This window comes from Hydrophilobacter chitinilyticus (assembly GCF_049860745.1).
Taxonomy (GTDB): Bacteria; Pseudomonadota; Gammaproteobacteria; order Burkholderiales; family Burkholderiaceae_C; genus Rhodoferax_B.
In genome coordinates, this window is record NZ_CP187561.1 from 3,449,977 (window position 1) to 3,470,869 (window position 20,893).

A 20,893-nucleotide genomic window follows, 5' to 3' on the forward strand; every position below is an offset into this window, starting at 1 on the left:
TGCGCGCAGCCGGCGTCCTGCGCATCGCCTCTCCAGACGCCAGAACATCGATTCAAAACGTGTTTAGGCTCCAAAGGAGGGGAAGATGAAGCATCTCATTTTCATGGGCGACAGCGGCCCGGATGTCGAAAAGCTCCGCAAAGCCCTGGCCGATGCGCTAGGTGCCGATGCAGCCCTGTTCCCCGCACTGAAGAAAACCAGCGGCCCGGTCGACGAAGGCTTTGACGCGGCCATTCGCCGCTGGCAAGGCGGCGTGGGCATCATTGCCGATGGCATCGTCGGGCCTTACGGGCAAAACCTGCTCGGGCTTACGGCCCCTGCGCCCATGGCCTTTGACCCACCGTTGAACGTGGGCAACGTGAGCCAGTTGTTCCCGGCCACCAAGTCGGCCAATATCGCGCGCTACCTACCCTATGTGATGGCCGCGCTCGGCTCGGCCGGCATCGCCGACCAGGCCATGGTGCTGGGCGCTTTAGGCACCATCCGCGCCGAGACCGAAGGTTTTGTACCGATCTCGGAATTCCAGTCGCGCTTCAACACACCGCCGCAAGGCCCGCCGTTCAGCCTGTATGACCACCGGGGCGACATCGGCAACAAAGCAGCGGGCGACGGCGCACGTTTTCGCGGGCGCGGCTTTGTGCAACTGACCGGGCGCGCCAACTACAGCACCTACGGCCAACGCATCGACTACCCGCTGGAAAACGACCCCGACCGGGCCAACGCGCCTGAAGTCGCAGCGGTTTTGCTGGCGCAGTTTCTGGCCGACAAGGCCACCAAGTTCCGCACCGCGCTGGCCGCTGGCGACCTGCGTGCCGCGCGCCGCCTGGTGAACGGCGGTTCACACGGGTTGGAGAGTTTCTCGGACGTGTTTGCACGCGCCGAGCGCATCTGGGGCCCCGTCGCGCCCACCATTGCAGCAGCGGGCAAAGGCGGCTCAGCCAAGCCGAAAAAAGCGGCCAAGACCAGCAAAACAACCACCGCCCCAGTGCGCGCCATGCGCACCCGCAAAGACGCCACCGACCTGCGCGACCGTGAATTCCAGCCCGCCGCTTTTTCACTGCCCGAAGAACACCCACCGCAAGCCGACGTGGCGAAGTTTCTTCAGGCCTACAGCGCCGCTGACCTGGTGCTCGACCAAGGCAGCGAAGGTGCTTGCACGGGCTTTGGGCTGGCCTGCGTGATCAACTACATGCGCTGGGTGCGCGCGAAGAATCCCGCCAAGATGGAGTCGGTAAGCCCGCGCATGCTCTACACCTTGGCGCGTCGGCACGACGAGTACGACGGTGAAAACTACGACGGGTCGAGCTGCCGTGGTGCCATCAAAGGCTGGTTCAACAATGGTGTGTGCCTGGAGACCGACTGGCCCTACGCGCCCGACAACACCCTGGCCGCCAAATACGGCTTTGCCGAGCGCGCAGTGCAAAACACGCTGGGCGTGTACTACCGCATCGACACCAAATCGATCACCGACCTGCAAGCCGCCATCGCCCAGCATGCGGCGATTTATGTCTCGGCCTTCACACACGACGGCTGGGGCAACGTGCCGACCATCCCGATCAGCGGCCCGGCAAAAGCCGCCAAGGCCGTAAAAATGGTGAAGGCCGCCAAAGCCAAGAAGGCCACTACCACGGTGACCCACGCCACGCTGCCCGAAATCGTTTTCGACGGCAGGCCTTCGCAAACCGGCGGCCATGCGTTTGCCATCGTCGGTTTCAACACACGCGGCTTCATTCTGCAAAACTCCTGGGGCCCCGGCTGGGGCCAAGGTGGTTTTGCCGTGCTGAGCTACCTGGACTGGCTGGCCAACGGCATGGACGCCTGGGTGGTCGCTATGGGAGTGCCCGGTGTCGTGGCCGGTCGCTTGGCCGTGGTGCAGGGGCCAGACGGTTCGCGTGTGGGCTTTGGCGCCGACCGCAGCAAATGGTGGGACCAGGGCCTGGCCTACCAGCACAGCGTGGTGCTGGGCAACGATGGCCGCGTGAGCCGCTACCTCACCGAAGACGAACAACCGCGCAAGCTGCAACGCCAGGTCTACGCCCTGCCCGACGCCTGGTTCCGCACGCAAAAAGGCGACAAGAAGCGCCTGGTGCTTTACGTGCACGGCGGGCTCAATAGCGAAGAGGCCGCCATCAAACGCGCCAGCGCCATGGGGCGCTTCTTCATCGGCAACGGCTGCTACCCGCTGTTCTTGGTGTGGAAGACGGGCGTGCTCGAATCGGTGGGAGGCATCATCGCCAGCAGCTTCCAGCGCCAACCTGCGGCGGCCGGTGCGGGCGAATGGTTTAGCGAGAAGACCGATCTACTGGTCGAGAAATCGATTGGCCGACCGTTGGCCAAGCCGATCTGGAGCGAGATGAAAGAAAACGCCTGCCTGGCCTACGCCAACCGGCGCGGCGGCGACTTGCTGCTCGACGCCCTGCAATCCTTGGTGGGCACCTGGGGCAAAAAGTTTGAACTGCACATCGTGGGCCACTCGGCTGGCGCCATTGCGCTGGGCCATCTGCTGGGCGCCCTGCACAAACGCGCGGCGGCCGGGCAAGACGGCGGCTTGAACGCCTGCCTCGCGTCCGCCCATTTGTACGCCCCGGCCTGCAGCGTGGCGTTTGCCAACACCCAATACGCCAGCAACGAAGAGGTGATGAAACGGCTGCACCTGGATGTGTTGTCCGACACCGTGGAGCGCGACGACACCGTGGCGTCAATCTACCGCAAGTCGCTGCTCTACCTGGTGTCGAACGCGCTGGAGACCGACCTGCACACCCCCATCCTCGGCCTGGCGAATGTGGCCGACGCCAACTACTCGGGCTGGGATGGCTCGTCGGACACCAACGAAACGCTGAACACCTGGCGCGCCGCCGCCGCCGCCGCAGACCTGGCCGCGCGCACCACGCTGGTGACCGACAGCACCATCACCACCGCTTTTGACGAAGCCGGCAAGCCCATCAAACAACCCGCAGCGCACGGCAGTTTTGACAACGACATCACCGTGCTGACCCGCACCCTGGAGCGCATCACCGGCGGGCCGCTGGCCATGCCGATCGATGACTTGCGAGGGTATTGAGGGTGTTGGATCGAACTAGGCTTAGTCCTTCACCATCAGGTCTTCGGGTGTCTTGCCACTTTCAATCGCCTCGACATACCAGCGAGGCCGCTTGCCGTGGCCTGTCCAGGTGCGGCCTTGCTCGTCTTTGAACTTTATTTTGGAAGCCGGCTTCTTGGCGGTTGTGCCTGGCGTTTTGCTGGTGACGGCTTTGCCCCGCTTCTTGGCCACCGGCGCAGTATCTGAACCAAACAAGTCCTCAGGCTTGAGGTCGTAGTGCAGGATGGCCTGCTTGATGCGCTCAATCACGCCGACCGCCTCTTGTGCCTTCAACTTCTCGGCCTGGGCCTGTAGCTTCTGAATCTTTTTTTGCAGAACCGCCAACGTCGTTGCCATCACTATTCCTTCTAAGTTTTAAAACAGTTCGCCCGGCCCTCAGGCCGTGCGCGAATCATTCAGTCGAGCTGCTACCGATCACATAAACCCGTTCAACGTCTGCCGAACGAATGGCGTTTGTCTTCCAGCCCCAATTCCACGCAATGCGTTAGAACGTTCGCAGCGGAGTTTATTCCTTCGGCGAGCCATGAAGACGTGCGACGGTGGCCGCGGCCCTGCATGCGTTGCCACGACCACACATTTCAAATGGCTTCGTTGCCTCAAACCCTAGGGTAAATCCGGTCTGCCAACTGCTTGAAGATTGTTTTGTGTATCGATACACTAAATCGAAGTAGTAAATCGATACACCGGTATTGGGAAGTTGCATTCACTGCTTGATCCAACGACGGTAAACCACAGTTCTCCTGCGGTTTGCCATGGGCACGTGAACCAAGCTCCGCGTGCATGCGCCAGTCGGGCCCGCTCATCAATGACAAATGCCATCGCTTCGCCATATCCATACAACAGGAGACATTCACATGACCCAAGCCAACCGCAGCTTCGCCCCCGGCACCGCCTCTCAATCCACGCTCTTCACCCGCCGCAGCTTCGTGCAAGCCGGCGCCGCCACCGCGCTGGCAGCCAGCCCGTTTGTGGCGACCACCGCAAGCGCGCAATCGACCATCGCGCTGCGCCTGTCGTCGTCCATGGTGGCCGACGACAACGCTGCCCACTATGTATGGCTGCTGAAAATGCGCGACGCTTTGAAGGCCGCCGTGGGCGACCGCATCCGCATCGACTACTTTCCCAACAACCAGTTGGGCAAAGAAAGCGATGTGGTGCAGCAAGTGAAGGTGGGTACCATCGACATGATGATCACCGGCTCGTCCATCTGGGCCACGGTGGCGCCGCAGTTCGGCATGCTCGACCTGGGCTACCTGTTCGACAGCTGGGACCACGTCGCCCGCGCCATGGACGGCACGGCCGGCACCAAGCTCAACGAGATGCTGCAAAAGTCCACCGGCTGCTCGGTCGTCACCTGGGCCTCGCACTTTGCGCCGCGCAGCGTCTACACGCGCAACCCCGTGCGTTCGCTGGCCGAGTTGCACAACGTCAAGCTGCGTGTGTTGCCCACACCGGCGTTCATCGAAACCTTCAAGATCATGGGCGCCATTCCCACCCCTATTCCGTTTGGCGAGCTGTACATGGCGGCGCAGACCGGGGTGGTCGACGGCTTTGAGCACGACGCCTCCACTGTCGTCGCCAGCAAGCTGTACGAGGTGGTCAAGCACTGCTGGCAGACCGAGCATTTGTTCAGCCCCATGGTGGTGGTGGCGGGCAAGCGCGGCATGGACAAAATCCCTGCGGACCTGCGCCCTGCCTTCTTGAAAGCCGCCGCCGAAGCCACGCGCCAACAGCGTGCCGTGGCTGCCGAGAAAGGCGCCGCCGCCGTGGACGACCTGAAGAAAGCCGGTCTGAGCTTCACACCCATGGACAAGGGCGAGCGCGACCGCATGCGCAAGGAAATGCAAGCCAAGCTGTGGACTGGTTTTGCCAAGGAGCAACCGCAGACCGCACCGCTGTTCGACGTGATCGCATCCGCCCGGGGCTGAGACCATGCACGCTGATACGCTGGGCGGCCCTGCCCTGACCTCTTCATCATCCACCGCAAGCCACCAAGGCGCCGCACGTTGGCTAGACCTGCTGTTGCGCTACTCGGAATACGCCGCGGGCGTGGTGTTGGCCATCGACGTGCTGGTGGTGTTTGTCTCGGTGGTGTTCCGCTACGTCCTGCACGAGCCATTTGACTGGGCCGAGGAAGTGGCCCGCGCCTTGATGGTGGTACTGGTGTTCCTGGGCGCGGCCACAGTACTGGCACGCAGCAAACACGTGGGCATCGATCTGTTCCGTGGCTGGCTGCCCGCCAGTTGGCAACCGGCCATGCTGCAAGCCAGCCACTGGGTGGTGGTGGCGGTGTCGGTGGCCTTGTTTGCGTCGTCATGCGAGCTGCTGGTCGACTCATTCTCCATGACCACACCCACCGGCTTGCCGCAGTGGATCAACGTTGTGCCGGTGGTGGTGGGCAGCCTGTTCATGTGCCTGTTCGGCGTAGCCAACGCGGTGGAAGGCCCGTCGCGCATCGTCTGGGCCACCTTTGGCGTTTGCGCCGGGCTGGCGTTGCTGCTGGCCGCGTGGCTGACGCTGGCACCCGCCTCGGCACCAGCGCCGTGGGTGCTGTTGGCTATGGGCTTTTTCGGTTCGTTGTTCCTGGGGGTGCCGATTGCGTTTGTGCTGGCGCAATCGTCGCTGCTGTACTTTCTGGCCGACCCCTCGCTGCCTATGCTGGTGTACTCGCAGCAAGTGGTGGCCGGCACCGACCACTTTGTGCTGCTGGCCATTCCCTTCTTTGTGCTGGCCGGTTTGCTGATGGAGTCCAACGGCATGTCGGCGCGGCTCATCGAGCTGCTGCTGCGCATGTTCGGCCGGGTGCGCGGCGGGCTGGGGCTAATCACCATCACCGCCACGGCGTTTTTCTCCGGCGTCTCGGGCTCCAAGCTGGCCGACATTGCGGCGGTGGGCGGCATCATCATGCCGGCGGTGCGCAAAACGAAGCAAGACCCGAACGAAACCGCCGGTCTGCTGGCCAGTTCGGCCGTCATGGCCGAGACCATTCCGCCGTGCATCAACATGATCATCATGGGCTTCGTGGCCAACATCTCGATTGCCGGGTTGTTCATGGCCGGGCTGGTGCCGGCAGCGGTGCTGGCGCTGTCACTCGCGGCCATGGCCGTCTGGGTGGGTGGCCGCATCGACCCGAGCACACTGTTTGAAAACCGCACGCCCATGCTGCGCCTGCTGGGCGGCGCCCTGGTGGCACTGCTGATGGTGGGCATGATCGGCAAGGGTGTGACCTCAGGCATCGCCACCTCGACCGAAGTCTCGGCCTTTGCCGTGGTCTACGCGCTGGTGGTGGGCGGTGCGGCATTCCGCGAACTCACGCTGCGTTCTACCGCCAGGCTGTTTGTGCGCTCGGCCTCCATGGCCGGTGGCATTCTGTTCATCGTGGCCACCGCCACCAGCGTGTCGTTTGCGCTCACCATCCAGCAGATTCCGCAGATGCTGTCCGAATCGATGGTCAGCTTTGCGCACCAGTACGGCAGTCTGGCGTTTCTGATGGTGTCGGTGCTGGTGATGATTGTGTTTGGCGCCGTACTCGAGGGCGCGCCTGCATTGATCATCTTCGGCCCACTGCTGACGCCGATTGCGCAGCAACTTGGCATCCACCCGCTGCACTTCGGTACGGTGATGGTGATCGCCATGGGCTTTGGCCTGTTTGCGCCGCCGGTGGGCCTGGGGCTGTTTGCCACATGCGCCATCACTGGGACCGACATCAAAGGTGTCTCGCGCGCCATGCTGAAGTACCTGGCGGTGTTGTTTGTGATGCTGGTGGTCTTGGTGCTGGTGCCCGGCTTCTCGCTGTGGCTGCCCAAACACCTGGGCTTGTGAAGGTAAGCTTGCAAGCCAACAGAAACCCAACGATGCAGAAACGGCCGACCTTCCCATGAGCACTATCCAGGACGTGGCACGCCACGCCGATGTATCGGCCAGCACCGTCTCCAATGTGTTGAACGGGCGCACCGACCGCATGCGCCGCGACACCTTGGCGCGCGTGCACGCGGCCATTGAGGCGCTGCACTTTCGGCCCAACTCCACCGCACGCCAGCTCAAGACCGGGCACGTCGCCATGCTCGGGCTGCTGGTGCCGTCCATCGCCAACCCGATGTACGGCGCCGTGGCCCGCGAAATCGAAACCCGCGCGCAAGAGCTACACGGCTACCGCGTGCTGGTGGGCAACACCTACCGCGACCCGGCCAAGGAAGCGCTGTTTTTTGACGACCTGCTGGCGCACGGCGTGCGCGGCGTGGTGGTGATCTCCTCGCTGGCCGACGAACAGCACTTCCGCTCGGCTGCCGAACGCGGCCTGGTGCTGGTGAGCTACGACCGCCGCGCCACGCCGGGCGAGGCCTCTAGCGTGGACCACGTCACGGTCGACAACTTCGAAGCCGCACGCCTGGCCACCGAACACCTGCTGGCCCACGGCCACACGCGTTTGGTCTACGTCAGCGCAGCCGGCCACACCATGAGCCGGCAAGAAAAGATCCGCGGCTTTCTCGACACGGCGCACGCCGCCGGCTCCGCCGTGCAGGCCACCGTGATCGAAGGCCAGCCCGACAGCCACTACGGCGATTCGGTGATGAGCGACATGGGCCGAGCCCAGGCCGCCGTCATCGCCGCCATGCACCCGCGGCCCACAGGCATCGTCGCCCTGAACGACATGACCGCGCTCGGCCTGCTGGCCGGGCTGCGCGATGCGGGTTTGCGGGTGCCGCAAGACATCTCCGTCGTGGGCATTGACGGCCTGTTTCTCACCCAGTTGTCGCAGCCGCGGCTGAGCACCGTGCGCCTGCCTTTGCCTGCCATGTCACAAACCATGGTGGAACGCGTGATGCTGCGCCTGGCGCAACCCCAAACGCCCACCGGCGAATTTTTGTTTGCCCCCGAGCCCCAATGGGCCGACTCGGTGGCACCGCCACCTCTTTAGCCCCCCACTTATTTCCATCCTGCCCACCGCATGACCACTGTTTTCATTACCCACCCTGCTGGCCGACTCGAACAATACTTCGGCACCAAGGCCACCGAAGCCCTGCGCAGCGTGACCCAGGTGCGTTTCAACCCACATGACCGCGACCTTACGCAAGCAGAGCTGGTGCAACTGGCCGCCGACTGTGAATTCATCATCGCCTACCGGCAAACTGCCGCAGATGAAGCGCTGTTCGCCGCGTTGCCGAATCTGCTGGCCATGCTGCGCTGCGCGGTCGACATCCGCACCATCGACGTAGGCGCGGCCAGCCGCCACGGCGTGCTCGTCACACAAGCCAGTGCGGGCTTCATCGCCTCGGTGACCGAGTGGATCTTTGGGGTGTTGATCGACCTGTGCCGCCACATCAGCGCCGCCAGCGTGGACTACCACGCGGGCCACTCGCCCGTGCCACGCATGGGCCGTGAACTGCGCGGCGCCACGCTCGGCGTGATTGGCTACGGACAAATCAGCCGCCACACCTGCGCCGTGGCACTCGCCTTTGGCATGCAGGTGCTGGTGCACGACCCCTATGTGACTGCGGCCGACTTGGCCGTTGATTCGGGCATCACCCTCTGCTCGCTGCCCGCGCTGCTGCAACAAGCCGACCACGTGGTCAGCCTGGCCGCGGCCACCGCCGAGACCGAAAACCTGATGAACGCCAACACCTTTGCCGCCATGCGCGCCGGCGCCACTTTCATCAACGCGTCGCGCGGCAACCTGGTCGATGAACAGGCCCTGCTGGCCGCGCTGCAAAGCGGCCGCTTGGCCGGCTGCGGGCTCGACGTGGGCCGTGCACCCGACCAAATGCCCTCGCCCGAGCTGGCGCGCCACCCGTTGGTCATCGCCACACCCCACATCGGCGGCCTCACGCCACCGGCCATTGAGCACCAGGCGGTCGAGACCGCCACCCAGGTGCAAACCCTTTTGCGCGGCGAAATGCCCGTAGGCGCTGTCAACCCGGCCAACGCAACACGCCTCAGCGCCTGGCGTGCCGCGCGCGCCACCAACTGAACCGAACACCATGACCACCATCCCCGCCCTGGCTTGCGACTGCCACATCCACATCTACGAAGACGGCCACCCGCTGGCCGCCACCGCCACCTTCCAACCACCACACGCACCTGTGAGCGCCTACCAGCGCATGCAGCAGGCGCTGGGCCTGCAACGCGCAGTGGTCGTGCAACCCACAGGCTATGGCACCGACCACAGCTTGCTGCTGAAAGCTTTGGACCAGCTAGGCGAACACGCGCGCGGCGTGGCCGTGCTCACGCCCGAACAACAAACCGAAGAGCAGTTAAAAGCACTGCACCAACGCGGTGTGCGCGGCATTCGCTACATGCTGTTGGCGCCCGGTCAATTGGGCTGGAACACACTGGAGGCCACCGCCGCGCGCATCGCCCCGCTGGGCTGGCACATCAACCTGCAGCTCGATGGCCGCGAACTTGCAGAGCACGTGACGCTGTTGCAGCGCCTGCCGTGCCGTTTGGTGATCGACCACACCGGCAAATTCCTCGAGCCCGTGGGTATTGACCACCCAGGTTTTCAAGCGCTACTGCAACTGCTGGAGGGCGGCAACTGCTGGGTCAAGCTGTCGGCGCCATACGAAACCTCGAAGACCGGCGCCCCGGAGTACGCCGACGTTTCGCTGCTCGCCCGCACGCTGGTGCAGCGCTTCCCCAACCGCTGTCTTTGGGCCAGCAACTGGCCGCACCCCAACCGCAACCCTGTGCCATCAGACGCCGAGATGTTGGGTCTGCTGGAGACTTGGGCCCCGTCCGCCGAGGTGCGGGAGAAAATTTTGGTAACCAATCCAGCGGGAATTTATGGGTTTTCGTCCTGAAATGAAAAGTCCGCGAAATAGTTTTTAACCACTAGCAGAACTTCTTCTTTTGAGGCTTGGGGGACTTTTGCGAAGATCAGGCGATGAATTCAACGCTCCGTCTTCGTCCTGCCAAGGCCACCCCTAGCCTCCTCCTCAAATCCATCGCCCTCATCGCATGCAGTGCAGCACTGCCGAGCTTTGCCGCCACCTGCACCGAACTGCAATCACAAGTCGAAGCCAAGATACGCAACGCTGGCGTTTCCCAGTTCACCATCTCAATTGCAGACGCCAACGCGCCCACCTCGGGCAAAGTGGTCGGCACCTGCGAGATGGGCGCCAAAAAGCTGATTTACACGCTGGCCCCTTCCACCAACAACGTGGCTTTTGCGCCGCCTGTGCCGCCGGTGCCCAGGCCCAGAAGCGAAGCCATCCTCACCGAATGCCGCGATGGTTCGGTTTCAATGGGTGGTGACTGCAAATAGCCAATGTGGCCAACTGGCTGTAGGGGCCATCGCCGCCCTGGCGGTTCAATCGTTCATCAAAACATCTACCAAGCCATTCAAGGTGGCCCCAATCGGCTGCACCACTTTGAGCGACAACAGCGCATCGGCCCGCGTACGCCCCAGATTCACGGCCGCAATCGGCTTGCCCGCTTCATGCGCGGCCAGCACAAAACGAAACCCCGAATAGACCATCAATGACGAGCCGACGACCAGCACGGCGTCGGCCCGGTCGAGTGCGGCCATCGCGTCTGCCACGCGTTCGCGCGGCACGCTTTCACCGAAGAACACCACGTCCGGCTTGAGCAAGCCCGTGCCGCACACAGGGCATGTAGGAATGTCGAAGCTGCTGAAGTCCAGGCCATCCAGATCGGCATCACCATCGGGCGCGGCGCGCGCGCTGAGTTCGGCCCAATGAGGGTTGCGGTGCATCAGTTCCTGCTGCAACTCGGCGCGTGACCGTCGCGCTTCGCAGGCCATGCAGCGCACGGTGTCGATGCGGCCGTGCAGGTCGATGGTGCGCTGGCTGCCAGCAGCGTTGTGCAGGCCATCCACGTTTTGCGTCAGCAGCAACTCCACACGCCCCGCCGCTTCGAGCTTGGCCAGCGCATGGTGCGCTGCGCCCGGATGGGCCTGGCCAATGACACGCCAACCAATCAAGCTGCGCGCCCAGTAACGTTGGCGCACGGCCAGGTCGCCCATGAAGGCTTGGAATGTGACCGGCGACGGGCGCTTCCAGTCGCCATTGGCGTCACGGTAATCGGGGATGCCGGAGTCGGTGCTGCAGCCCGCGCCGGTGAGCACCAGCAGACGCGGGTGACGCTGGGCGAAGGCGATCAGTTCAGGGGGCGCCGCAACGTCGGGCGTGGCGATGAGTGGAGGGTTGAATGCGGTGTGGGGCGATGTAGCAGCCATAGCCGCCAAGCATACGGCGCTTGGCCGTTGCGTGCAGGCCCCTGGTCACGTTTGGCCGATCATTAGGCTTTTAGCAAACGCTCAACGTCAACTCTTCTGCCGCATACATCTTCAGCGACGGCAGTTCTGCCACCAGCGCGCCCATGCGCTTGATGAAGTCGCGCGAAGCCGGCTGGGCAAAGTGGGCCATCAAGGCGTCTTTGCTGCTCCAGCGCTCCACAAACACCAGCCGTAGCGGGTTGTCGGTGTCATGGTGCAGTTCGTTGGCCAGGCAGCCAGGTTCGGTACGCACACGGTGCACGTGGGTCTTGCACAAGACCAGCAACGCACCTGCGTGCTGGGGTTTGGCAACAATGGAGCCGTGGACGACGATCATGGTGGCGATCTCCCTTCCCTCTGGCTTGTTGACGGGCGTTGTGCGTCGTCTTTCTAGACTTCGTTGGGGCTACAAATTCGCTAGCACGCACCGCACATTTAACGCCGCTCACACAAGTCTGAGGATTCCACTTTTCCACAAGTCACAGGTGTGTGCAAGTGTTCGTGGTGGAATGCCGACGGGTGGTTTCCCGGGTCTTCTCTATCGGTCGGTGCATGCCATGATGACTGGGTTTTACCTTGTGCTTTTATGGCGCGTATTAGCGTTGTCGGCCGGGTCTCGCCCCGGCGGGACCTGGCCGACAACGCCAATCCCCCCTAAAGCACCGGCGACAACAACCGCGCTGTAGCCTCCCACAACCGACGCCAAAACTTCTCTCGCCGCTGCGGCGACACCTGCACAGCATGCGTTGTGTCCTCATGAAACTGCGCCATCAACGGCTCGGCCAACGCCGGGCCAAACACCACGGCCATGACTTCGAAGTTGAGGCGAAAGCTGCGGTTGTCGAAGTTGGCAGTCCCCAGCATGGCACAGTGGTCGTCGACCAACAGCGTTTTCGAGTGCAGCATGCGGGCCTCGTATTCCCAGATCTTCACACCAGCAGCCGTCAACTCGTCGAAGTAAGAACGCGCGGCGGCGGTGACCAAACCGCTGTCGCTCAGGCGCGGCACCATCAAGCGCACGTCGACGCCGCGCAATGCGGCGTTGGTCAGCGCCATCAGCGCGGGCTCGCCGGGCACGAAGTACGGCGTGGTGAGCCAGGCACGGCGCATGGCAATGTTGATGGCGGCCACATGCATGCGGTGGATGGCCTCGCGCTCGTTGTCGGGCCCGCTGGTGACGATCTGCACTGGAATGTGGCCGGGCTTGAGGGTCGGCAGCATCTGCTCCACTGCGGGGCCCAGCACGTCGGCGTTTTGCCCGGTGCTGTAGAACCAGTCTTCGAGGAACACGGTTTGCAGCCAGCGCACGGCGCAGCCTTCAATACGTAAATGCACGTCGTGGTAGGCGTCGTCGCGGGTGCGTGGGTCTTCTTCGTCGGTGATGTTCACGCCGCCAGTGAAACCTACACGGCCATCACACACCACGATCTTGCGGTGGGTGCGAAAGTTGGTCACCGGGCGCCAACGTCGCCCAATGCGGCTCTCGTGGAAGAACGCGGCTTCGGCGCCCGCCGCAATCAGCGGCGCCAAGAATTTTTTGCCCACACCCTTGGAGCCCAGCGCGTCCACCAGCAGGCGCACCTGCACACCGGCCTGCGCCTTGGTCACCAGCAGGTCGCGCAAGGCCGTGCCAATCTGGTCGGGCTCGTAGATGTAGTACTCCAGATGCACGTGATGGCGTGCTGCACGAATGGCCTCAAAAATGGCGTCGTAGGTGCGTGCGCCGCCCGAAAGCAGCAACACGTCGTCGGCACTCGACACCGGAATGCCCGAGGCCGCTTGCCCTAGTGTGACCAGTTGCACCAGTTCTTGCGGCGCCTCTTGCTCGGAGTCGCGCAGCCGCGCCATGTCTTGCATGGTCTGCGACGCCGCACGCCCGCGCAGGCGGCGAAGACGCTGCTTGGTCAGGCGCTGCGGGCCGAAGTAGTAATAGACCACAAAGCCGAAGATCGGCATCAGCACCAGCGAAAGAATCCAACTGAGCGTGGACACCGGTGCGCGCTTTTGCAGCACCACCCAGACCACCAGCACAAACATCTGGAGACTCCAGAGCAAGCTCAGCAGCGACAGCCACTCGGCGCTTAAAGAAGGAATGATCAAGGTTCAGTTTGCTCTGTTTGAAGAAAAATAGCCCTGCAGCGCATATGCCATGCGCGGCAAGAGCTATCAAGCTTATAGCAAACGAATGGCAGTGATCAAACGGCCACAGGCATTGCCGCCACCGAGCGGCGGTGCAGGCGAAAGAAGTTCCACATCAGTTGGCTGGCGTCGGGGCCGGGGGCGGCATTGAACGGCAGAGTTGCATCGCCACCGCTCCAGGCGTGGTCCAGCCCGTCGATACGGCACACCCGCACCAAGGCCTTGCGGCTTTTGCCATAGTCCTTGACCTCGTAGGCGTGGCGTGGCGCACGGCCCGTGGGGCGGGCCTCATGTGATTGTTCAGCCAGCGGCGCCGCCGATGGGTCTACCTTGTTGAGCAAGCAGAACTGCTGCGTCAACTGGCCGAGGTTGATCGAGCGCACCACCTTGTCGTCTTGCCCGTGCAAGATGATGGCCGGCATGCCGGGGAAATCCACGCGTGTGGTCATCTCGCGCACCGCCTCGGTGAGACTGTGGCTCGATCCGTGCTGCATGGCCGCAAACGCGCCCATGCGTGAATCCACCGTGCCATACACCGGGCTGGAATGCAGGCCCACGGCCGCCACGTATTCTGGATAACGCAGGGCAATGATGTTGGCCAACGCCGCCCCGGCCGACATGCCGGCCAGGTAAATGCGACTGCGGTCAATAGGATTGCCTGCCAGCACTTTGCGCACCGCCCCCACCACCCATGGCACTTCGCCGCCACCGGCTTGTGTGGCGCGCTGGTGCCAATGCCAGCAGCGGTGCCGGTCAATAGACAACGACTGCTGCGGGTACATCACCGCAAAGCCTTCGCGTTGGGCCAATGCGTTCATGCGTGTGCCTTGGGCGAACGACACCGCGTCTTGTGTACAGCCGTGCAACATCACCACCAATGGCATGGGCTCGTTGGCCTGTGCAGCGGGACGCTCGGGCAAGAACAACCAGTAGTCCATGCGGCGCGGCGCACCGGTGTCGCCTTCTGCACGGGCTTGGTAGTACGAACGCAGCCAGCGCCCTACACCCGCGGCACGCACAGCAGCAGCCCGTGCAGGTGCTCGGCTGCGTTTAGGGGAGGGTTTGGATACCGCTTTGGCGGCGGTTTTGACGATCGTCTTAGACAAGCCCAGCCGCGTCGAGGTCGCAGCCGATTTCGCGACCGTTTTGGCCACGGTTTTGGCGACGGCCGTCGCCGTACGCACCATGGGCGGGCTGAGAAAACTCTGCAGCAACTTGCGCCCCTGGCGCTGCTGGGCTTTGCTGATGCGGGTGAAGCTTTTCAGCCATAAACTGCTGAGGCTTTTGGTCATGAGACGAAGTTTAGTCTCAAATGCTGCACTGCAACATAACCAGGCTCACGGATAAGCCTATGTGTGCTCTTGTCCTACAAAGCCTAGAGCGGAATGCCTAATCCCGCGATCTAATCCCGCTCTGGTGCAATCGCCTCGGCGTAGTCGTACAGAGCACCCAAGATTTCCTCCGCGCGTTCGTCCCCTTGCTCACCCATCTTCTCGCTCAGCTCGTCGATCTCGGCAAACAATTGCTCCACCGTGCGCACGCCGCCTTGGCCCTCAAACAAGCATTCCACTCGGTGATCCAGCCAGCGTTGCTGCTCGGCTTCATTCAATGCCTTTGGGAAGTTGCGCGCGCGATAGCGGAACAGCAGTTCCTCCAGGCGCGGATCGTCGAAGCTGCTGCGTGCATCTGCCAGTTGCTCCGGGGTGAGAGTACGCAAGTGGTCCAGACGACGGCGGTCGTCGCGGCCGACAAAGCCGCCGTACAGGTCCTGGTCCACATCGGGCGTAGCCTTGGCCGTGGTCTCGGGGCGTTCAAACACCTCGGGCCAGATAGCGCTCATGTCAGGCAACTGCGATGCAGTGGCCGCGTTTTGCAACTGTGCCTGCACGTCAATACCCCAGCGCGCCGCCATGGCCGGTGTGAGGGTGTTGAGGTTGCCGATCACCATGGGCGACTTGTTCAAGTGCACGGTTTTGATGGGCAGGCGCTCCACGCCTTCGGGTAAGGCATCGCGCTTGCTGAACAGGCGCTCGCGGATGGTGGCGGCATCAAGTTCGCCCAGTTCGCGTGGGTCGTGCGCCAAGTCCCAGGCAATGAGTTCGTTACGGTTGCTCGGGTGCATGGCCAACGGCCACATCAGCGCCAGGCAACCGCGCTCCACGCCAAACATGCCCGAGATGTGCAGAAATGGCCGTGCCTCGGATTGCGTGGTGGGCAGTCGCAGCTCTGCCGCTACCCGGTCCTTCTTGTGCAACGCCAGGCAGAAGTCGAACAGGCGCGGCTGCGCTTGTTTGATCAGGCGCGCCAGCGCAATCGTGGCGCGCACATCCGACAACGCATCGTGCGCAGCTTCGTGCGCCAGGCCGTTGGCCGCGCTCAAATGCTCCAGCCTGAAGCTGGTGCCACCCTCGGGGCGCTCAGGCCAGGTGATGCCATCGGGCCGCAAGGCATGCGCGGTGCGCACCACGTCCAGCAGATCCCAACGGCCACAGTGGTTTTGCCACTCGCGTGCATACGGATCGATGAGGTTGCGCCACAGCATGAAGCGCGTGATCTCGTCGTCAAACCGGATGGTGTTGTAGCCCACGCCAATGGTGCCGGGTGCGCCCAAGGCGTCGTTAATGCGCGCGGCAAACTCGTGCTCGGGCACGCCCTTTTCAAGGCACAACTGAGGCGTGATGCCGGTGATCAGGCACGATTGCGGATCGGGTAAATAGTCTGGCGCAGGCTGGCAGTACAGCATGATGGGCTCGCCAATTTCGCACAGATCGGCATCGGTGCGAATGGCCGCAAACTGCGCGGGGCGGTCCATGCGCACACGCGCACCAAAGGTCTCGTAGTCGTGCCACAAGAAGGTGGTGGCGGGCGCGGCAGTTTGGTCCACAGAGGCAGTCTTTACTTGCGAAGTCGGTTATTCAAAAAATCAGATACGGCCCAGCGCCTTGTCGACACCACGGTTGGCCAGCATGTCGGCGCGCTCGTTGCCAGGGTCTCCGGCGTGGCCCTTGACCCAGCGCCAATCGATCTTGTGGCCTTTGCTGGTGACCAGCGCATCCAGTTGCTGCCACAGGTCGACGTTTTTCACGGGTTCCTTGGACGCCGTTTTCCAGCCGCGCGCCTTCCAGCCGGGCAACCATTCGGTGATGCCTTTGAGCACGTACTGGCTGTCCAGAAACAATCGCACGGTGCATGGCTGCTTGAGCGCTGCCAGGCCCTGGATCACCGCCATCATTTCCATGCGGTTGTTGGTGGTGCCGAGTTCGCCGCCGAACAGCTCTTTCTCGAGCGTGCCCCATTTCAAGAACACACCCCAGCCGCCTGGGCCGGGGTTGCCCTTGCAGGCGCCGTCGGTGTAGATCACAACTTCGTTCAAAACAATCTTCCTCAAACAAATCTCAAAAATTCAGCGCTGGTGGCCGGAGTTGCTACCGCGATGCGTGCCACGGTTGGCAACCGGCACCGGCGCATTGGCGCCCACCTTGGCGGGCTTCCAACTGGTTCCCAGCAAACGCATGCCGCGCACCCGCTTCACCGCCACCACGCAATACACAGCGCCCAAAATAGGCCACCAGCGCGCGCCGGCACGGTCCATCCATTCAAAACGGCGCAACCAGTTCTCGCTTGCCACCGATGGGCGGTAACATCCAAACTGGCTCGACTCCACCTCAAAGCTCAGCAGCCGCAGCCAGTCCCGCAGCCGCCAGTAGCCGATCATGTCCTCCACCCCCGGCAAATAGGCATCGCCAAACCCCATGCGGTTGTAGATGCGCTCACGCCGCCGAGAGAATCCCCAGAGACTGGCCGGGTTGAAACCGCAAATCACCACCCGCCCTTCGGGCACCAACACACGCTCCACCTCGCGCAACGTGCCGTGGGGATCGGCCCCCAACTCCAGGCTGTGCGGCAACACCACCAGATCCAGGCTACCTTCAGAAAACGGCAAAGCGCCGAAGTCGGTGTAAAACACCACGCCCGGATGCGGGCCTGCGCTGCCATCCCCTTTGGGCCTGGGAGGCCGGTCGCTGGCCACCCAGCGGTAAGGCATCCGGTTGTTGCGAAGGCTTGGCAATTCGGGCAAACCCAGTTGCAGTGCGTGGTAGCCAAACACGTCAGACACCACGGCATCCAACTGCTGGCACTCCCATTCCAGCAAATAGCGGCCGGGCGGGGTCTTGAACCAATCCTGCAAACCTATAATTTCACCGCTCATGAACTTACTTCCGCTGCCCGCCTTCACGGATAACTACATTTGGCTTCTACATGATGGACGCCGGGCGTTGGTGGTCGACCCGGGAGAGCCCGCGCCGGTGTTCGAGGCGCTACAGCGCCTGGGCTTGCAGCTCGCCGCGATTCTAGTCACCCACCACCATGCGGACCATGTCGGCGGCGTGGATGCCCTGCGTGACGCCACTGGGGCCACAGTGTACGGGCCTGCACGCGAAAAAATCCCAGAACCCCTGCAGCGCTTGGCCCATGGCGACCAGATCGAAGTGCTGGGGCTGAAATTCGACGTGCTGGACGTGCCGGGCCACACCGCCGGGCACATTGCGTATTACTGTGCCAAGCCAACGGTGGGCGCGGAAGACCAGGTCAACGCCAAGCCCATCCTGTTCTGTGGCGACACCTTGTTTTCAGGCGGTTGCGGCCGCTTGTTCGAGGGCACGCCGGCACAAATGTTGGCGTCTCTGCAGTCGTTTGCGCAGTTGCCCGATGAAACCCGCGTATGCTGCGCCCACGAGTACACCCTGAGCAACTTGAAGTTTGCTGCCGCAGTGGAGCCCGGCAATCACGAACTGGCCCTTTACACAGCGTGGTGCCAGGCGCAGCGCGAGCGGCGGGAACCAACCCTGCCGTCGAGCATCGGACAGGAAAAACAGATCAACCCCTTTTTGCGCACAGCAGCGCCCTCGGTGCAACACGCGGCCCAGGCATTTGATGCCGGCGCGACCACCGAAGCCACTGTGCTGGGTGCCTTGCGCACCTGGAAAAACCAATTCAAATGAAATTTCACCATCTGGCGGCATGGGCTGCCATTCTTGTTCTGACCGGTTGCGCCAACATGGCGCCCACCAACGGCACCGGTACCGACAGCGCAAGCAGCACCGCACCGAAGGCCACCACGCCACCCGCCCAACCCCACGTCGCCATTTATCCATCGGGCCAGTTGCGCCCCATCTCGGCGGCTGAGGCCAGCTCACGGGGTGTTGCCCAGTTGACGCCCCCCAACGATTTGTGGGAGCGCATTCGCCGCGGCTTTGCCATGCCGAATCTGGAGAGCGATCTGGTGGTTGACCGCGAGCAGTGGTACGCCACCCGCCCCGACTACATGCTGCGCATGACCGAGCGCTCGAAGAAGTACCTGTTCCACATTGTGGAGGAGCTGGAGCGCCGCAACATGCCCACCGAGTTGGCGCTGCTGCCGTACATCGAGAGCGCGTTCAACCCACAGGCGGTGTCGAGTGCCAAGGCGGCGGGCATGTGGCAATTCATGCCGGCTACGGGCAACTACTTCGAGCTGAAGCAAAATATCTTCCGCGATGACCGCCGCGACGTGTTGGCCTCGACCCGCGCCGCGCTCGACTACCTGCAAAAGCTCTACGGCATGTTTGGCGACTGGCAGTTGGCGCTGGCCGCCTACAACTGGGGCGAAGGCAGCGTGAGCCGCGCCATCGCACGCAACCAGAAGCTCGGCCTGGGCACCAGCTACGCCGAACTCAACATGCCAGCCGAAACCCGGCTGTATGTGCCCAAGCTGCAGGCCGTGAAAAACATCGTAGCCAACCCCGATGTGTTCAACGCCGACCTGCCACTGATTGAAAACCACCCCTACTTCCAGACCGTCGACATCTCGCGCGACATCGACGTAGAACTGGCCGCCAAGCTGGCGAACGTGGAACTCAACGACTTCAAGGCGCTGAACCCCTCCGCCCACAAGCTGGTGATTTTGGCGGCTGGCACGCCGCAAATTTTGCTGCCATGGGACAGCGCCACCGTCTTCCGGCGCAACTTGGAGGCCTACAGCCAAGGTCAATACGCCAGTTGGACCGCCTGGACCGTGCCGTCCACCATGAGTGTCAGCGCTGCAGCCAAACAAGTCGGCATGAACGAATCTGATCTGCGCAGCATCAACAACATCCCGCCGCGCATGTTGATCAAAGCCGGCTCGTCACTGATCGTGCCGCGTTCTGCCACCAACGGCAACGACGTAGCCGAGCATGTGGCCGACACAGCGCACCTGAGTCTGGCGCCAGAAATCGTCACACGCAAAACCACCATCAAGGCGGGCAAGCGTGACTCTGTGGCCAGCATCGCCGCACGTTACCGTTTGAGCGCAGCCAATGTCGCCGAATGGAACGACGTCAAAGCCAACGCCAGTTTCCGCGCGGGTGAAGCGGTGGTGGTCTACCTTCCGGTGACCGTCAAGACCGCGAGCGCTTCGCGCTCCACCAGCGCTGCATCGAACAAGGTGCAGAAGACGCCGCGCAACGCTGGCAAGGTGGCGGTCGCACCGCGCAAGAAAAAATAGCAAGAAGACGAAGAAGAGAAACCCTGCGCCGGTGCCGCAAGGCCCGGCTACAAGGTTTCGCTTACGGCAGCACGCGGCTGCCAGCGCATCAAGCGACGCTCGACCAAACCCACCAGCGCGTCCAGCACCAAGGCACACACCGTCAACACCACAATGCCGGCAAACACGGTGTTGACGTCAAACGTGCCCTCGGCCTGCAAGATTAAATAACCCACGCCGCGCGCCGACCCCAAGTACTCGCCCACCACCGCCCCCACAAAAGCCAAGCCTACCGAGGTGTGCAGGCTGGAGAACACCCAACTCGTGGCACTCGGTAAATACACGGTACGCAGCAATTGGCGCTGGTTGGCGCCCAGCATGCGTGCATTGGCCAGCACCACCGGGCTGACTTCGCGCACGCCCTGGTAAACGTTGAAAAACACCACGAAAAACACCAGCGTGACGGCCAGCGCCACCTTGCTCCACACGCCAAGGCCAAACCACAGCGCAAAAATCGGCGCCAGAATCACACGCGGCATGGAGTTGGCTGCCTTGATGTAGGGCGCCAGAATGGCGCTGGCCACCGGTGCCAGGGCCAGCCACAGCCCGCAGGCCAAACCGCCCACGGTGCCGATGCCAAAGGCCAACACGGTTTCCAGCAAGGTCGTGGCCAAGTGGGTGTAAATGTCGGCACGGCCCTCAAGCCCTTCGGCAAACAACCAGCCGGCCGGCCATGCCACCGGCATGAACCACGACCAGATACGGCCCGCCACCTGCAGGGGCTCACCCAGAAAGAAGGCGATCTTCTGGTCGCGCGACAGCCCTTGCCAAACCGCCAAGCCGAAAACCAGCAACGCCAATTGCCACAAGCGCATGTTCTTGCTGGAGGGTTTAAGTGCTTTCCACAACATAGGCA

At 62.9% G+C, this 20,893-nt stretch carries 18 protein-coding genes; 9 read left to right on the forward strand and 9 right to left on the reverse strand.

Going from position 1 to position 20,893, the window contains the following annotated elements:
- The first annotated feature begins 85 nt into the window (after nt 1-85).
- Nucleotides 86-3,061 (forward strand): C1 family peptidase, encoded by a 2,976-nt coding sequence (locus ACPWMG_RS15330; RefSeq protein ID WP_483300347.1) that lies wholly within the window; start codon nt 86-88, stop codon nt 3,059-3,061.
- Nucleotides 3,062-3,082: 21 nt separating this feature from the next.
- Here the strand turns inward: ACPWMG_RS15330 and ACPWMG_RS15335 are convergent, their stop codons facing one another.
- On the reverse strand, nt 3,083-3,436 hold the full coding sequence (locus ACPWMG_RS15335; protein ID WP_483300348.1) for an H-NS histone family protein: 354 nt from the start codon (nt 3,434-3,436) through the stop codon (nt 3,083-3,085).
- Between the two features lie 518 nt (nt 3,437-3,954).
- On the opposite strand from ACPWMG_RS15335, the gene ACPWMG_RS15340 reads away from it, so the two are divergent.
- The 6 genes from ACPWMG_RS15340 to ACPWMG_RS15365 all read left to right on the forward strand — a co-directional run bounded on the left by ACPWMG_RS15340 (nt 3,955) and on the right by ACPWMG_RS15365 (nt 10,361).
- Complete coding sequence (locus ACPWMG_RS15340; protein ID WP_483300349.1) at nt 3,955-5,028, forward strand: TRAP transporter substrate-binding protein; 1,074 nt, start codon at nt 3,955-3,957, stop codon at nt 5,026-5,028.
- Nucleotides 5,029-5,032: 4 nt separating this feature from the next.
- Nucleotides 5,033-6,922: a TRAP transporter large permease gene (locus ACPWMG_RS15345; RefSeq protein ID WP_483300350.1), complete on the forward strand. Its 1,890-nt coding sequence runs from the start codon at nt 5,033-5,035 to the stop codon at nt 6,920-6,922.
- Nucleotides 6,923-6,977: 55 nt separating this feature from the next.
- Nucleotides 6,978-8,018 carry a LacI family DNA-binding transcriptional regulator gene (locus ACPWMG_RS15350; protein WP_483300351.1) on the forward strand — a complete coding sequence of 347 codons (1,041 nt, stop codon included), beginning with the start codon at nt 6,978-6,980 and terminating at the stop codon, nt 8,016-8,018.
- A 30-nt stretch (nt 8,019-8,048) separates the two neighbouring features.
- The gene (locus ACPWMG_RS15355) at nt 8,049-9,068 is read left to right on the forward strand and encodes an NAD(P)-dependent oxidoreductase (RefSeq protein ID WP_483300352.1); all 1,020 of its coding nucleotides are present in this window, start codon (nt 8,049-8,051) and stop codon (nt 9,066-9,068) included.
- Nucleotides 9,069-9,078: 10 nt separating this feature from the next.
- Nucleotides 9,079-9,897 carry an amidohydrolase family protein gene (locus ACPWMG_RS15360; RefSeq protein WP_483300353.1) on the forward strand — a complete coding sequence of 273 codons (819 nt, stop codon included), beginning with the start codon at nt 9,079-9,081 and terminating at the stop codon, nt 9,895-9,897.
- A gap of 83 nt (nt 9,898-9,980) precedes the next feature.
- The gene (locus ACPWMG_RS15365) at nt 9,981-10,361 is read left to right on the forward strand and encodes a DUF1161 domain-containing protein (protein ID WP_483300354.1); all 381 of its coding nucleotides are present in this window, start codon (nt 9,981-9,983) and stop codon (nt 10,359-10,361) included.
- Nucleotides 10,362-10,406: 45 nt separating this feature from the next.
- On the opposite strand, the gene ACPWMG_RS15370 is transcribed toward ACPWMG_RS15365, so the two are convergent.
- The 7 genes from ACPWMG_RS15370 to ACPWMG_RS15400 form a co-directional block, all read right to left on the reverse strand.
- Nucleotides 10,407-11,294 (reverse strand): NAD-dependent protein deacetylase, encoded by an 888-nt coding sequence (locus tag ACPWMG_RS15370; protein WP_483300355.1) that lies wholly within the window; start codon nt 11,292-11,294, stop codon nt 10,407-10,409.
- Nucleotides 11,295-11,364: 70 nt separating this feature from the next.
- The gene (locus tag ACPWMG_RS15375; RefSeq protein ID WP_483300356.1) at nt 11,365-11,670 is read right to left on the reverse strand and encodes a putative quinol monooxygenase; all 306 of its coding nucleotides are present in this window, start codon (nt 11,668-11,670) and stop codon (nt 11,365-11,367) included.
- A gap of 317 nt (nt 11,671-11,987) precedes the next feature.
- Nucleotides 11,988-13,433 (reverse strand): cardiolipin synthase, encoded by a 1,446-nt coding sequence (cls, locus tag ACPWMG_RS15380; RefSeq protein ID WP_483300357.1) that lies wholly within the window; start codon nt 13,431-13,433, stop codon nt 11,988-11,990.
- A 95-nt stretch (nt 13,434-13,528) separates the two neighbouring features.
- Nucleotides 13,529-14,764 (reverse strand): extracellular catalytic domain type 1 short-chain-length polyhydroxyalkanoate depolymerase, encoded by a 1,236-nt coding sequence (locus ACPWMG_RS15385; RefSeq protein ID WP_483300358.1) that lies wholly within the window; start codon nt 14,762-14,764, stop codon nt 13,529-13,531.
- A gap of 110 nt (nt 14,765-14,874) precedes the next feature.
- Nucleotides 14,875-16,284, reverse strand: a complete 1,410-nt coding sequence (gene sbcB / locus ACPWMG_RS15390) for an exodeoxyribonuclease I (RefSeq protein WP_483305264.1) — start codon at nt 16,282-16,284, stop codon at nt 14,875-14,877.
- Between the two features lie 111 nt (nt 16,285-16,395).
- Nucleotides 16,396-16,845, reverse strand: a complete 450-nt coding sequence (gene rnhA / locus ACPWMG_RS15395; RefSeq protein WP_483300359.1) for a ribonuclease HI — start codon at nt 16,843-16,845, stop codon at nt 16,396-16,398.
- A 30-nt stretch (nt 16,846-16,875) separates the two neighbouring features.
- Nucleotides 16,876-17,682 carry a class I SAM-dependent methyltransferase gene (locus ACPWMG_RS15400; RefSeq protein WP_483300360.1) on the reverse strand — a complete coding sequence of 269 codons (807 nt, stop codon included), beginning with the start codon at nt 17,680-17,682 and terminating at the stop codon, nt 16,876-16,878.
- Between ACPWMG_RS15400 and gloB the strand changes: the two genes are divergently transcribed.
- Both gloB and ACPWMG_RS15410 read left to right on the forward strand, forming a co-directional pair.
- Complete coding sequence (gene gloB, locus ACPWMG_RS15405) at nt 17,681-18,475, forward strand: hydroxyacylglutathione hydrolase (RefSeq protein ID WP_483300361.1); 795 nt, start codon at nt 17,681-17,683, stop codon at nt 18,473-18,475. The two genes, ACPWMG_RS15400 and gloB, sit on opposite strands and share 2 nt — an antisense overlap.
- A complete protein-coding gene (locus ACPWMG_RS15410; protein ID WP_483300362.1) occupies nt 18,472-19,998 on the forward strand; it encodes a transglycosylase SLT domain-containing protein in 1,527 nt (508 codons plus the stop codon). The genes gloB and ACPWMG_RS15410 overlap by 4 nt, the downstream gene beginning before the upstream one ends.
- A gap of 47 nt (nt 19,999-20,045) precedes the next feature.
- Here ACPWMG_RS15410 and ACPWMG_RS15415 read toward each other — a convergent pair whose 3' ends face one another.
- The gene (locus ACPWMG_RS15415) at nt 20,046-20,888 is read right to left on the reverse strand and encodes an ABC transporter permease (protein WP_483300363.1); all 843 of its coding nucleotides are present in this window, start codon (nt 20,886-20,888) and stop codon (nt 20,046-20,048) included.
- Nucleotides 20,889-20,893: the final 5 nt, after the last annotated feature.